Raw genomic sequence first — 14,241 nt, 5'->3', positions numbered from 1 at the left:
GCCGGAGAAACCAGCCCGTCCGCATGACACCCCAAGGTCATACCGTCGTCAATCAACCCCCGATCGCGCCCATCAGTTGTACATGACCCAGAAGCGGCCGACCGTCGGCTTGAGCGCCCGCACGTTGCGATCGGTGGAGAGGAAGACCTTCGGCCCCACCACCTTGGCCTGCGCGCTCGCCGGCGCGAGGGCGGAGATGGCGAGCTGGACGGTGAGGTTGCAGCCGCCGGGCAGGTTGGCGAGCGCGCCGCCCTGCCAGTCCGTCACCACGCCGCCGGCATCGCCGCCGAAGCCGACGAGACGGAACGGCTTGCCGTTGGCCCGTTCGAGATCGGCGATGGTCGAGCCGATGCGCACGCCGTTGACCGACCAGGCCGACTGCTCGGTGAAGTTGAAGCGGATGGGACCGGCATAGGCGAAGCCGTCCGCCCAGGCCACGGAGACGCGCAGCTGGGGATCGTTCGGCAGCACGATCGTGCCGGGGCCGGTGGTGCCGTCGGGCCGCAGCACGTCGGTGGCCTGCACGGCCCGGCCGCCGCCGAAGATGCCCTTGAGCACGGTGTCACTGGTGGACGGCCCCCACGGCCCCGCGCAGGAGAAGGCCCGCGGCGCGCCGGTGGGCGCGGGCACGTTGATGACCGTCTCGTAATAGTCGCCGAAGCCGTCGGTCTCCTTGACCACGGAGGTGCCCCAGCTCGGAGGACCGCCCGGAGCCTGGCAGCCGGCCGCGAACAAGCCCATCACCATCGTCGCAGCGATCGCGCGTGCGCCCTTAACCATGCCAGCCTCCCAGCTTTCTCCCCTCGGTCATAGACGAGGCGGGTCGAAGTCTCCAGAGCCGGCGCTTCCCACGCATGCTTATGGTTTAGAAGCGCGATTAGGTAAGCTGTGACCGTCACACGCCGTTCATGGGTGACGGAGAGGGTGCGGGCCGCGGAGATCGAGCATGCGTACCGAAACCAGCGACAGCGCCCACAGCCACGCCACACGGCCGCACGGCCAGTCCCTGCACGGCACGCCCGAGGACGTGCAGCGGGTGCAGGACTATATCGACGAGACGCCCATCTGGCGCGACGGCACGGTCGTTCCGGCGGCGCCCATGACGGCCATGCAGTGGCGGATCTGGAGCCTCGCCGCCGCCGGCAAGTTCTTCGAGGGTCTCGTCGTGTTCATGACCGGCGTCGCCCTGCCGCTCATGGGCGCCGAGTTCGGCATGACGCCGCTCCAGCATGGCCTCGTCAGCGCCGCCACCCTGTTCGGCATCCTCGTGGGTGCGCTGGCGCTGGGCGGCCTTGCCGACCAGTTCGGCCGCAAGCCCATGTTCGTGTTCGAGATGGCGCTGTTCATCCTGTTTCTCGGCCTGCTCGCCGCAGCGCCGAATTTCAGCTGGATGCTCATCTTCCTCTTCGGCATCGGTCTGGCGCTCGGCTGCGATTATCCGACAGCCCATCTCGTCATCTCGGAAAGCATCCCGAGTTCCTCGCGCGGCCGGCTCGTGCTCGGCGCCTTCTCCTTCCAGGCGCTGGGCGCGCTCAGCGGAACGGCCGTCGGCTATCTGGTGCTCGTCTTCGATCCGACCCTCAGCGCCTGGCGGCTCATGTACGCCGTGGCCATCGTCCCCGCGCTGATCGTGCTCGCCGGCCGCTTCTTCATCACCGAGAGCAGCCACTGGCTGCTGGCGAAGGGCCGGGTGCCGGAGGCCGAGCACAATCTCAAGCGGCTGCTGACCCGCCAGCCGCGCTACCCCAAGCACATCCGTCTCAAGGGCCTGCACGAGCCCGGCCTCGCCCGACCGGAAAGCCACCTTCTGGTGCTGTTCCGCCGCAAGAACCTGCGGGCGACGCTGTTCGCCTCCCTGCCGTGGTTCCTTCAGGACCTCGGCACCTACGGCATCGGCATCTTCACCCCCACCATCCTTGCCGCCGCACTGGGGGCCGACACCTCCATCCGCATGCCCGGTGTCGCCGGTCTCATTGCGGGTGACATGCGCGCCGCCCAGGGCGCGGCCTTCATCGACATCCTTCTGATCGTCGGCATGGTGGCGGCAGTGATGCTGGCGGACAAGGTGGGCCGCGTGCTGTTGCAGGTGTTCGGCTTCCTCGGCTGCGCCGCCGGCCTGCTGCTCGCCTCGTTCCACGACGCCTTCACCGGCCCGGCGCAGATCGCGCTCATCTATGCCGGCTTCATGCTTTTCAACTTCATGTGCAACATGGGCCCCAACGCCCAGACCTACCTGCTGGCAGGCGAGGTGTTTCCCACCCACATCCGCGGGATCGGGGCGGGCTTTGCCGCCGCCTTCGGCAAGGTGGGGGCGGTGCTGACCGCCTTCCTCTTCCCCATCCTGCTCAGCACGCTCGGCACGTCGAACCTGCTCTACATGCTGGTGGCGACCTCGCTCCTCGGGGCGCTCATCACCTGGCTGCTGCGGATCGAGACCAAGGGCCGCCGGCTCGACGACGTGGGCCTGTGACGGCGCGCGGGGACATCCCGCGCGCCGTCGATCTCTCGAAAACGATGGAAGTTTCGCGCCTCAGCCCCAGCGCTCGCCGACCACCTGCCAGTTCACGCGGTCCTTCACCACCGCCTCCACATGGGCGGTGCGGCGGTTCTCATAGTCGAGATAATAAGCGTGCTCCCACACGTCGATGCCGAGCAGCACCGTCTTGCCGTCCGGCAGCGGGTTGATGGCGTCCTTCATGCCGATGATGTCGAGCTTGTCGCCATCGCGCACGAGCCAGACCCACCCGGTGCCGAACACCTTGTCGCCCTGCTCCACCAGTTTGCGCTGGAGACCGACGAGGGACTGGAAATCCTTCTCCACCTGCTGGGCAAAGGTGCCCTTCGGCGCCGCGGGGCCGCCCTTGAAGCTCTCCCAGTAGAGATTGTGGTTCCAGGCCTGAGCGGCATTGTTGAAGACGTCCGCGTCATTGGCCTTGCGGGCGGAGACCACCACTTCGGCCAGCGTCATGTCCGCATAGGGCTTGCCCTGCACGAGCACGTTCAGCTTGTCGTAATAACCCTTGTGATGCTTGCCATAGTGCAGGCCGACCGTGCGGGCCGAGATGGTCGGCACCAGCGCATCCTCGGGATAGGGCAGCGGCGGCAGCACGAAGGGCACGGCGGCGCGGGCGACATGGGGCGCGGCGAGCACGCTCGCCATGGCGCCGGCCCCGAGGGCCAGAGCGGTACGGCGGGAGACGGCGGGGCGGGACGAAGCGGCGGGCAAGGAGGCGTTGAGCAAGGAAGCGGTGGGCGTGGCGTCCATGGGGCGATCCTCCGCGGAACGGCACGGAAGCGTCCGTGCCTTGCGACGATCATAACCCCAAAGCCGCGCCGCAGGTCCGCCCGCTCGCGCGGACGTGCGCCGCCACCCCGCTCAGGCGGAAGCGGCTTCCAGAATGCGCTCGAAGATGGCCCGCACGCGCGCTTCCGTGTCGGTGAGATGGGCGTCGAGGGAGGAGAAGTCCGGCATCTCGCCCGCCCGCGCCAGCAGCGCTTTCAGCGCCGGGCTCGCCTGCGCCGGCACGAATGGCCGGTCGATGGCGAGGCGGAGCACCTGCGTGAGATCCTGATAGAGCCGGCAGGCGTTGGAGAGGGTCTGGCAATCCTCGGGACTCAGGAGCTGAAGCCAGCCCGCCACGGTGAGGATGCGCGCCGTCGCGGTATCGACGATCTCCGGATGCCGTTCGGCATGGATGAGCACGAGGAACTGGGCGAGGAACTCCGCGTCCACCTGTCCGCCGGCCGCGTGCTTGAGATTCCAGCGGTCGCTTTCGCCCTTCTCCGCCGCGATGGCCCGGCGCATGTCGAGAATGTCGCCGGCGATGCGGCGGGGATCACGCGGATGGGCGAGCACCTGCAGGATCACCTGCTCCACCCGCCGGGCAAAGGCGGGGCTGGCGGAGATGATCCGCGCCCGGGTCAGCGCCATGTGCTCCCAGGTCCAGGCCTCGGTGCGCTGGTAATTCTCGAAGGAGCCGATGCGCGTCGCCACCGGGCCTGACCGGCCGGACGGGCGCAGGCGCAGGTCCACGTCATAGAGCTTGCCGGCATTGGTGAGGCTGGTCAGCGCGGTGACGAGGCGCTGGGTGAAGCGGGCGAAATACTGCGCTCCGACCAGCGGGCGCGGGCCATCCGACGTGCCGTCCGAGGCCGGATCGAAATCGTAGAGCACGATGAGATCGAGGTCGGAGCCGGCGGTCATCTCGCGGCTGCCGAGCTTGCCCATGGAGAGCACTGCCGTATCCGCGCCGGGAATGCTGCCGTGCGCCTCCACGAAGCGCGCCCAGACGCGGGCGTGCAGGGCGCGGATGATGACCTCCGCCACGCGGGCATAGGCCTCGCCCGCCCGCGCCGCCGGCAGCGTGCCGGAGACGATGCGCACGCCGATCAGAACGTGCTGTTCCTGCCGGAAGCGGCGGGCGCGGTCGAACTGTTCTTCCTCATTCGGCGCCGCATCGAGCAAGGCTTCGAGATGGGCGGCGAGGGCCGGCTCGTCGGGCAGCACGTCGAAGAAGGCGGGATCGAGCAGCGCATCGGCGAGCGAGGGGCGCCGGGCCAGCGTCTCGCCGAGGCGCGGGGCGGCGCTGACGATGGTGGCGATGAGGCGCACGAGGTCCGGATTGTGCTCCAGCGCCGCCAGCAGGTGCGGACCGGGCAGGTCGCGCAGGAAGCTGTCCATGGCATTGAGTGCGCCGTCCGGGTCGCCGCCATGGGACAGTTGCTCGATGAGAAGGGCCACGATGCGGGCGAGATGCTCACGCGCCGCGTCCGTGCGCAGCGCACGCGGCTGGCCGGCCAGCCACTCGCGGACCAGACGGCTGGCGGCGGGCGGATCGCGGAAGCCGAGGCGGGACAGGGTGCCGAGCGTCGCGCGGTCGTCCCGGTCCAGCGGGAAGTGGAGTTCGCCCTGGAGGCAGGGATGGGTGACGCTGTCCTCGAACAGATGGGCGTAATGGCCCTGCACCCGCTGGAGCCGCTCCACGAGGGCGGCCGCGAAGCTGTCGCGGTCCTTGTAGCCCATGAAGCGGGCGAAGGCCTCCAGGGCCTCGCGCCCTTCCGGCAGCGTGTGGGTCTGGGCGTCGGCCACCATCTGGAGGCGATGCTCGACCCGGCGCAGGAAGACATAGGCCTCGGACAGATCGTCCCGCACCTCGGGGGCGATCCAGCGGTGGTCCACCAGCGCGCCCAGCGCCTCCAGCGTGCGCGGCGAGCGCAGGTCGCGGTCCCGGCCGCCGGCGATCAGTTGCTGGGTCTGGACGAAGAACTCGACCTCGCGGATGCCGCCCCGGCCGAGCTTCACATTGTGCCCCTCGACCGCCACCACCTCATGCCCGCGGAAGGCATGAATCTCGCGCTTCATGGCGTGGACGTCGGAGATGGCCTGATAATCCAGCACCCGGCGCCAGACGAAGGGGGCGAGCTCGTCGAGATACTCCCGGCCCACCACAAGGTCGCCGGCGACCGGCCGCGCCTTGATATAGGCCGCGCGCTCCCAGGTCGCGCCCTCGCGCTCGTAATAAGCGAGCGCCGAGGCGGTGGAGAGCGCCACCTGCGTCGAGCCCGGATCAGGCCGGAGGCGCAGGTCCACGCGCAGGACATAACCGTCCTCGGTGCGCTCCTGGAGCAGACGCACGAGGCCCTTGGCGATGCGCACATAGGTGGGGCTCGCCTCGGCATCGGGGCCGAGCGGGGCCACGGCCCGGTCATAGACCAGGATCAGGTCCACATCGCTGGAATAGTTGAGTTCGCCCGCCCCGTGCTTGCCCATGGCGATGGCGGCGAGACCCGAACCCTTGCCGGGCACGTTGAGGTCCGGCAGCAGCAGCTTGCCGCTGCCCGCCGCCTCGCGCAGCAGGAAATCCAGCGCCAGCGCGACCGCCGTATCGGCCACGCGGGTCAGGGCCCGCGTCACGTCCATGAGCGGCAGCACACCGCCGATATCGGCGAGGGCGATGACGAGGGCCGCCTCGCTGCGCATGCGGCGCAGCGCCCGCATCACCGCTGCCTCGTCCTCGGCCTCGCGCACCTGCACGCCCGCCGCCGCGACGAGCGCGGCCACCCGGGCGACGGGATCGGTCTCAAGCGCGCGCAAGAGGCGGGCGGGCTCCCGGCGGATGACGTCGGTGAGGAAGGGCGCTCCCTCCATGACGCCGAGCACCACCTGCCGTGCCATGGGATGGGCAACGAGAAGGGCATCGAGGCTCGCGCGGTCGTGGTCCGCGAACCGCTCGAGGGTGTGGGAGAGCTTCACCGCCGCCGCCGCTTCATCGAAAAGCACCGGCGCTTCCCGGATCGCAGCGGCGAGACCAGGCCCGAGTTCAGGAGAAGGGGAGGTCAATGCGGTCATTGCCTGTCTTAAAGGCACAAGGTACGCCCCGCGCGCAAGCCCATAGACGCCGCGCCGGCCGCTTTACGGCAAAATTTGCGCGCGTCCCGTGTGGCGCATCAAGGATTTAGAGCCGGCTTTCGCACGCCGCCGGCACCGCCCAGTCAAGCATCACCGCCTGCCGCAGCCGGCGGCGCGGCCGCACCGCCGGAGAGAGTCGCGCGCATCCTGCGCACTTAAGCGTGAAAACGCCGCACCCGTCAGCGGCCGTCCGGAGTGCGCGCGATGGTCATCTCGCTGGGCAGGGCGCGGATCGGCAGGCGCAGCGTCGCCCGCAGGCCCGGCGCGGCGTCGCTGAACGAGAGCTGTCCCCCGTGAAGCCGCGCCACGGCAGCCACCAGCGACAGGCCGAGGCCCGAGCCCGGCCGCGACCGGCTCGCCTCCAGCCGCACGAAGCGCTCCACCACCCGGTCCCGGTCGGCATCGGGAATGCCCGGCCCGCTGTCGGTCACGGAGAGGACGGCAAAGCCATCCTGACGGTGCAGGGAGACGACGATTCGCCCGCGCACGCCATCGCGGGGAACGCCGTATTTGATGGCATTGTCGATGAGATTGGAGAGCGCCTGCGCCAGCAGTTCGCGCAGGCCGACGATGGACGCCGGGGCAATCTCGGTCACGAGGTCGAGCCCCTGCTCATCGGCCAGCGGCTCATAGAGTTCGGCGACGTTCTCGGTGATGTCGGCGAGGTCCACCTCCACCATGCTGGCGCGCGCCTGTCCCGCCTCTGCGCGGGCGATCATCAGCAGGGCATCGAAGGTGCGGATCAGCCCATCGCTTTCCTCGATCGTCGTCTCCAGCGCCGACCGCCATTCGTCCTCGGTGGTCGCGCCCCTGAGCGCCTCTTCCGCGCGGTTGCGCAGGCGGGTGAGCGGCGTCTTGAGGTCGTGGGCGATGTTGTCGGAGACTTCCTTCAGCCCGGCCATCAGGCTCTCGATGCGCTCCAGCATGGCATTGAGGCTCTGGGCGAGGCGGTCGAACTCGTCACCCGTGCCGTTCACCTGCAGGCGGCCTGTGAGATCGCCCGCCATGATGCGCTCGGTGGTGGCGTTCATGGCATCGATGCGCTTCAGCACCCGGCGGGTAACGAACACGCCACCGGCGAGGCCGAGGATGAGGATCATCACCAGCGCGCCCTGCGCCGGCCGCACCACGAGCTGCCGGAGGGTGTCGCGGTCCTCGATATCCTTGCCCACCAGCAGCCGGTAGCCGCCGGGCAGCATGAAGACCTCGACATAAGCGAGGTTCTCCTTCGCGCCCGGCTCCTCGGAGCGCTTGTAGGTGGTGACACGCGTACCCTGCTGGTCGAGCAGGCCGATGGGCAGTTCGGAAACGTTGGAGGCCAGCACCTCGCCGGCGAAATTCGTCAGCAGATAGATGGACGAGCCGGGCCGCCGCGCCCGCCGGTCGATGACCAGCACAAGCCGCTGGATGCCGCCGAGGCGATACTGCTCGGCGAGGAAGCGCACCTCCGCATCCACATTCTCGGTCACCTGGCTCTCGACCAGCCGGCGCGTATGCCAGGCCACATAGCCGATCATGGAGACGGCAAAGAGGGCGAAGATGACGAGATAGACCGCCAGCAGCTTGAAGGCGGTGGTGCGGACGAGGCGCGACAGGTCGCGCGGAAGCATCATGACGGGCGCCGCGACGGCTGGAGGGGACGAGGGGGATTGGAGGGAGCTCGGAGCGCCCCCCGAAGTCCTTCCCCCTTTTGGGGGAGGGTTGGGAGGGGGGTAGAACGCGCGCTTCTTGCGAAACGTAAGGACATTGCGCGCCGTGGCAGGCGGGTGCGGCAAGGGGAGAGGACCTTACCCCCCTCCCCAGCCCTCCCCCGCAAGGGGGGAGGGAGTCGGGTGCGCAAGGGAGAGATGGATCGCCCGAGACAATGCGCGACAAAGCCCTCCCCCCTTGCGGGGGAGGGTTGGGAGGGGGGTAATGCCGCCTCAGCCATGCCGGACGCCCCTTAGCGCAAGCCCACGCGGACCATGTAGCCGGCGCCGCGCACGGTGTGGATCAGCGGCACGTCGAAGCCCTTGTCGATCTTGGAGCGCAGGCGGGAGACGTGGACGTCGATGACGTTGGTCTGGGGGTCGAAGTGATAGTCCCAGACGTTTTCCAGCAGCATGGTGCGCGTCACCACCTGCCCCGCGTGCCGCATGAGATATTCGAGCAGGCGGAATTCGCGCGGCTGGAGCGGGATCTCCTTGCCGCCGCGCGCGACGCGATGGGCGAGGCGATCGAGTTCAAGGTCGCCCACCCGATAGACGGTCTCGGCTGCCTGCGGCGCCCCCCGGCGCGACAGCGCCTCGACGCGGGCAAGCAGTTCGGTGAAGGCATAGGGCTTGGGCAGATAATCGTCGCCGCCGGCCCGCAGTCCGACCACGCGGTCGTCCACCTGTCCCAGCGCCGAGAGGATGAGCACAGGCGTGGCATCGCCGCGCCCACGCAGTTCGGCGACCAGCGAGAGGCCGTCGCGGCGGGGCAGCATGCGGTCCACCACCAGCACGTCATATTTGCCGTCGAGCGCATAGGCGAGGCCGTCCTCGCCGTCGGCCGCATGGTCCACCACATGGCCCGCCTCGCGGAAGGCCTTGCGCAGGTAGTCGGCCGCGTCTTGGTCGTCCTCGACGAGGAGCAGTCGCATGGAAAGGCTGAAGTCCGTTTCGAGATTCGCGTCCATGTCAGTCTAGATCACCATTGCGGGCTGGCGCAGCACGGTTGCAGCTCTCGGGTCCGCGAAATCGCGAGGCCCCCAAACGATGACGGCGCGGGAAGCAAGGGCTCCCCGCGCCGATTGGACCTTGGCGGCTGTTGGGGCGACGGAAGGGACCGCCTCGGCACCAATCTGGAATTCCGCCCGGCCGGCCCGCTTCAGGCGGGTCCGACCGGGGGCGCGCCGATCCCCCGCAGGCCGGCGCGCCAGAGCGCGATCTGCTCGGATTGCAGCAATCCGAGCAGTGAATCGCCCTCTGTCTCCATGAAGGGAGACGGATTCACTGGGCACATTGCATCGCGTGGCGATGCAATGTGCCCAGATCCGGCTCCGGCAGGCGCGAAGCACGGGGTTCCCCGCACCCGTGCCACCTGCCTTAACCTTCCGAGGCCACCCGGTGCCGGTTGTCGCCGGTCCCGGAGGCCTCAGCCTCCGGGTGGCGGAGGATCAGCCCTTGGACTTGTCGAGGGTGATGGCGACGAAGCGCACGCCCTGCTCGCCCTTCACCCGCATGAGGACCGCCTTGCGGTTCTCGGCCTTGGCAGCGGCGAGCCCCTCGCGGACATCGGACGGGTTGGAGACCGTCTTGCCGCCCACGTCGAGGATCACGTCGCCGGAGCGGATGCCGCGGGCGGCCGCAGGGCCGTTCGGGTCCACTTCCGTCACCACCACGCCCTGGGCGCCGGCGCCCTGGACGCTCTTGGCCGGGGCGAGCTGGAGGCCGAGGCGCGGCACGTCATGCGTGGCCGGCCCGTTGCCGTCGGCGCTCGCCATCTGCTGATCGGTGGGCAGCTGCTCGAGCTTCACGTTGAAGGCCTGCGTCTTGCCGTCCCGCACCACAGTGAGGGCAACGGAGGCGCCGGGCTTCATCATGCCGATCTTGCGGCTGAGGTCGCGGGCGTCCTTCACGGCATCGCCATTGACCTTGGTCACCACGTCACCGCTCTTGAGGCCCGCCTTGGCCGCCGGGGTGTCCGGCTGCACCTGGGCCACGAGGGCGCCTTCGGCGGCATTGAGGCCGAGACCGGAGGCGAGATCATCCGTCACGGGCTGGATCTGCACGCCGATATAGCCGCGCGCCACCTTGCCGTCCTGGCGGAGCTGGTCCACCACCGTCTTCACCGTCTCGGACGGGATGGCGAAGGCGATGCCCACGTTGCCGCCGGAGGGCGACACGATGGCGGTGTTCATGCCGATGACGTTGCCGTTGAGATCGAAGGTCGGGCCGCCCGAGTTGCCCCGGTTGATCGGCGCATCGATCTGCACGAAGTCGTCATAGGGGCCGGAGCCGATGTCGCGGCCGCGGGCCGAGACGATGCCCGCCGTGACCGTGCCGCCGAGGCCGAAGGGATTGCCCACCGCGATCACCCAGTCGCCGACGCGCGGCGCGCCGTCCGCGAGCTTCACGAAGGGCAGGTCGTTCTTGCCGTCGATCTTGATGAGGGCGACGTCCGTGCGCGGATCGGTGCCGATCACCTTGGCGGTGTATTCCTTGCCATCGGTCATGGTCACGTCCACCTCGGACGCGCCATCCACCACGTGGTTGTTGGTCACCACATAGCCGTCGGGCGAGATGATGAAGCCGGAGCCCTGGCCCACGACCCGGCGCTCGCCGGCGCCGCCGCCGCGGGGCATGCGCTGCATGCCGCCGGGACCGCCCTGGCCGTTTTCGAACCCGAAGCGCTTCAGGAAGCGCTCGATCTGGGGCGGCACGTCGGCACCGCCGAATTCGTCATCGCCGCCCATGGCCATCTGCTGGGCGGACACGTCCTTCTTGATCTTCACCGACACCACGGCCGGGGTCACCTTCTGCACCACGTCGGCGAAGGAGAAGCTCTGGGCGGTGACGGGGGCGGCGGTGGTGGCCTGCGCGAGCGCCGGCGTGCTCCCGTAGCCGAACTGGCCGACCGCGACGCCGGCAACCGCGAGACCGACGACACCCGCCATCAGGGCGGTGCGGCGCTTCGTCAGGAAGGAGGAGTTGGTGGAGCGGGTCATGCGTCTCTCTCTGGTCATCCCCGCCATGTCCGGCGGGCGTGAGAGAGAACCTAGGCCCGCGCGCCTTACGGTCCGCTGGCTGAAAGATTACGGTTCTGTAAGACGCGTCACGGCTCCGTGAGGGCGCAGCCCGACTATTCCGGCCGCGTGCCGGGCTCCTCGGAGGCCGCGAGCAGCGCCTTCACGCGTGCTTCCTCCTCGGGCGTCAGGGCCTGGCTCGCGGACGTCGGCCGGCGGCGCAGGGCGAAGAAGGCGGCGCAGGCGCCGAGCACCAGGACGAGGCCGGGCGTGCCCCAGAGCAGGGCGTTGCGCCAGGAGAAGACCGGGCGCATCAGCACGAACTCGCCATAGCGGGCGACGAGGAAATCCAGCACCTGGCTGTTGCTGTCACCCGCCTTCAGCCGCTCGCGTACGAGGATGCGCAGGTCGCGGGCGAGCTGCGCATCGGAATCGTCGATGGACTGGTTCTGGCAGACCATGCAGCGCAGCTCCTTGGAGAGCTCGCGCGCCCGCGCTTCCATTGCCGGATCGGGCAGCACCTCATCCGGCTGGACGGCCAGCGCCGGCAGGACGCTGAAGGTGAGGAACAGCGCCGCAAGAAGGCGGATCACGCGCGTCATGGCCCTACTCCGCCGGAACCGCAGCCGGGGTCCGGCGGCGGGCGGGACGCGGCGCGCCGACGCGCAGGCGCCGGTCGGCCAGCGACAGGCCTCCGCCCAGCGCCATCACCACGGCGCCGAGCCAGATGAGCGTGACGAGCGGCTTCCACGTGGCGCGGATGGAGAGATGGCCGTCCGGCGTTTCCTCGCCCATGGAAACGTAGAGCTGGCTGAAGCCATAGGTGCGGATGCCGGATTCGGTGGTGGCCATGGCCCGCGCCTCGAAGCTGCGCCTGGAGGTCTCCACGGTGCCGGCCGGCGTGCCGCCGGAGCGGATGTCGAACACCGCCACACGCGCCGCATAATTGGGGCCGGAGCGGTTCTCCAGGCGGTCCAGCGTCAGGCTGCGGGTGCCGATGGTGACCGTATCGCCCACCTTCATGGAGGCGATGCGCTCCAGGCTCCAGGCGCTCTCCGAGACGATGCCGATGAGACAGACGCCGACCCCGAGATGGGCCACGGCGGTCCCCAGCGCCGAGAGCGGCACGCCCCGGAAGCGCGCCCAGGCGACCCGCGCCGGCACCCGGCCGACGCCGGCCCGCTCGGCCAGCTCGGTCAACGCGCCGGCGATGATGAAGACGCCGAGGCCGATGAGGATGGCCGGCGTGATCGGTCCCCCGCCAGCGGCTGCCGCCGTAACGACGATGGCCACCACCGCAAGGCCAGCGGCAAGGGTGAGGCGCTGGGCGACGCCCAGCAGGTCGCCGCGCTTCCAGGCCAGCAGCGGGCCGAACGGAATGGCGAAGACCAGCGGCAGCATCAGCCCGCCGAAGGTGAGATTGAAGAAGGGCGGGCCCACCGTGATCTTGCTGTCCGTGAAGGCCTCCAGCGCCAGCGGATAAAGCGTGCCGACGAAGACCGAGGCGGTGGCGGCGGTGAGGAACAGATTGTTCATCACCAGCGCCCCCTCGCGGGAGACGGGCGCGAACAGGCCGCCCTGCCGCAACTCTCCGGCCCGCAGCGCGAACAGCAGCAGGCTGCCGCCGATGAAGACGGTGAGAATGCCGAGGATGAAGACGCCGCGCGCCGGATCGGTGGCGAAGGCGTGGACCGAGGTGAGGACGCCGGACCGCACGAGGAAGGTGCCGATCAGCGACAGCGAGAAGGCGAGGATGGCGAGCAGCACCGTCCAGATCTTCAGCGCGTCCCGCTTTTCCATCACCACCGCCGAATGGAGGAGCGCGGTGGCGGCGAGCCAGGGCATCAGGGAGGCGTTCTCCACCGGGTCCCAGAACCACCAGCCGCCCCAGCCGAGCTCGTAATAGGCCCAGTAGGAGCCCATGGCGATGCCGAGCGTCAGGAACACCCAGGCGGCCAGCGTCCAGGGCCGCACCCAACGCGCCCAGGCGGCATCGATCCGGCCCTCGATCAGCGCCGCCATGGCGAAGGAGAAGGCGATGGAGAGGCCCACATAGCCGAGATAGAGCAGCGGGGGATGGATGGCGAGGCCGGGGTCCTGCAGGACCGGATTGAGGCTGCGGCCTTCCGCCGGCGGCTGGAGAATGCGCAGGAAGGGATTGGAGGTGAGCAGGATGAAGGCGAGGAAGGCTGTGGCGATGGCGCCCTGCACGGCCAGCGCATTGGCCTTCAGGCGGTCGGGCAGATTGGTCCCGAACACCGCCACCAGCGCGCCGAACACCGCCAGCACGAGCACCCAGAGCATCATGGAACCCTCGTGGTTCCCCCAGGTGCTGGTGATCTTGTAGACGAGCGGCATCTGCGAGTGGGAATTCTCCACCACGTTCGCCACCGAGAAATCGGAGGTCACATAGACCGCGACCAGCGCCGCAAAGGCGGCGGAGACGAACAGCAGCAGCGCCAGCGCCACCGGCCCGGCGACGCCCATGAGAACCGGGTCCTGCTTCGCCGCGCCCCAGGCCGGCACCACCATCTGCACCAGCGACAGAGCGAGCGCGAGGACGAGGGCGTAATGGCCGAGTTCCGCGATCATGGGGTGCTCCGGGCAGGAGAGACGGCGGGCGGGGCGGCGGAGGACTGGGGACCGGGCGTCTTGGCGGCTGGCGGCACGGGGCCGCCCTCCTCGCCTTCCTTCCAGTGGCCGGACTTCTTCAGTGCGTCGGCCACCTCGCGGGGCATGTAGCGCTCGTCATGCTTTGCGAGCACGCTATCGGCCTTCACGGTGCCGTCGCTCTGGAGCACGCCTTCGGCCACCACGCCCTGCCCTTCCCGGAACAGGTCCGGCAGGAGGCCCGTGTAAGCCACCGTGACCTTGGAATTGCCGTCCGTCACCGCAAAGCGCACGGACGCACCGCTCTTGGCGACGCTGCCCGGCTCCACAAGGCCGCCGAGGCGCAGGCGGGCGCCGGGCGCGATCTGCTGCTGCGCCACTTCCGTGGGCGTGCGGAAGAAGACGATGGTGTCGTTGAGGGCGGTCAGGATCAGGCCGGCAGCGAGCGCGAGCACGCCGAGGCCCGCGCCGATGAGAATGAGGCGGCGGCTTTTACGGGTCACGGTCTTAACGT

Annotated in this window: 10 protein-coding genes; 1 reads left to right on the top strand and 9 read right to left on the bottom strand. The window is 69.4% G+C overall.

Annotated features, from left to right (window positions below; translation table 11 throughout):
• Positions 1-72: 72 nt before the first annotated feature.
• Positions 73-780, bottom strand: a complete 708-nt coding sequence (locus AZC_RS05860) for a hypothetical protein (protein WP_012169673.1) — start codon at positions 778-780, stop codon at positions 73-75.
• Positions 781-946: 166 nt separating this feature from the next.
• Here AZC_RS05860 and AZC_RS05855 point away from each other — a divergent pair, with 166 nt between their 5' ends.
• Positions 947-2,470, top strand: coding sequence for an MFS transporter (locus tag AZC_RS05855; protein WP_012169672.1), 1,524 nt, complete (start codon positions 947-949; stop codon positions 2,468-2,470).
• A 60-nt stretch (positions 2,471-2,530) separates the two neighbouring features.
• On the opposite strand, the gene AZC_RS05850 is transcribed toward AZC_RS05855, so the two are convergent.
• The 8 genes from AZC_RS05850 to ccmE all read right to left on the bottom strand — a co-directional run bounded on the left by AZC_RS05850 (position 2,531) and on the right by ccmE (position 14,230).
• The gene (locus AZC_RS05850; protein ID WP_012169671.1) at positions 2,531-3,265 is read right to left on the bottom strand and encodes a superoxide dismutase; all 735 of its coding nucleotides are present in this window, start codon (positions 3,263-3,265) and stop codon (positions 2,531-2,533) included.
• A gap of 111 nt (positions 3,266-3,376) precedes the next feature.
• On the bottom strand, positions 3,377-6,349 hold the full coding sequence (locus tag AZC_RS05845) for a bifunctional [glutamine synthetase] adenylyltransferase/[glutamine synthetase]-adenylyl-L-tyrosine phosphorylase (RefSeq protein WP_043878965.1): 2,973 nt from the start codon (positions 6,347-6,349) through the stop codon (positions 3,377-3,379).
• 239 nt (positions 6,350-6,588) lie between these two features.
• A complete protein-coding gene (locus tag AZC_RS05840; protein WP_081433913.1) occupies positions 6,589-8,022 on the bottom strand; it encodes a sensor histidine kinase in 1,434 nt (477 codons plus the stop codon).
• A 329-nt stretch (positions 8,023-8,351) separates the two neighbouring features.
• A complete protein-coding gene (locus AZC_RS05835; RefSeq protein ID WP_012169668.1) occupies positions 8,352-9,068 on the bottom strand; it encodes a response regulator transcription factor in 717 nt (238 codons plus the stop codon).
• A 480-nt stretch (positions 9,069-9,548) separates the two neighbouring features.
• Positions 9,549-11,099 (bottom strand): Do family serine endopeptidase, encoded by a 1,551-nt coding sequence (locus AZC_RS05830; RefSeq protein ID WP_043878964.1) that lies wholly within the window; start codon positions 11,097-11,099, stop codon positions 9,549-9,551.
• Between the two features lie 134 nt (positions 11,100-11,233).
• Entirely contained in the window at positions 11,234-11,719 is a 486-nt protein-coding gene (locus AZC_RS05825) for a cytochrome c-type biogenesis protein (RefSeq protein ID WP_012169666.1), read from the bottom strand.
• 4 nt (positions 11,720-11,723) lie between these two features.
• Positions 11,724-13,709 carry a heme lyase CcmF/NrfE family subunit gene (locus AZC_RS05820; RefSeq protein WP_012169665.1) on the bottom strand — a complete coding sequence of 662 codons (1,986 nt, stop codon included), beginning with the start codon at positions 13,707-13,709 and terminating at the stop codon, positions 11,724-11,726.
• Positions 13,706-14,230, bottom strand: a complete 525-nt coding sequence (ccmE, locus tag AZC_RS05815) for a cytochrome c maturation protein CcmE (protein ID WP_012169664.1) — start codon at positions 14,228-14,230, stop codon at positions 13,706-13,708. The genes AZC_RS05820 and ccmE overlap by 4 nt, the downstream gene beginning before the upstream one ends.
• Positions 14,231-14,241: the final 11 nt, after the last annotated feature.

It is taken from the genome of Azorhizobium caulinodans ORS 571, from assembly GCF_000010525.1.
GTDB lineage: Bacteria > Pseudomonadota > Alphaproteobacteria > Rhizobiales > Xanthobacteraceae > Azorhizobium > Azorhizobium caulinodans.
This window is presented reverse-complemented; position numbering and strand designations above follow the sequence as displayed.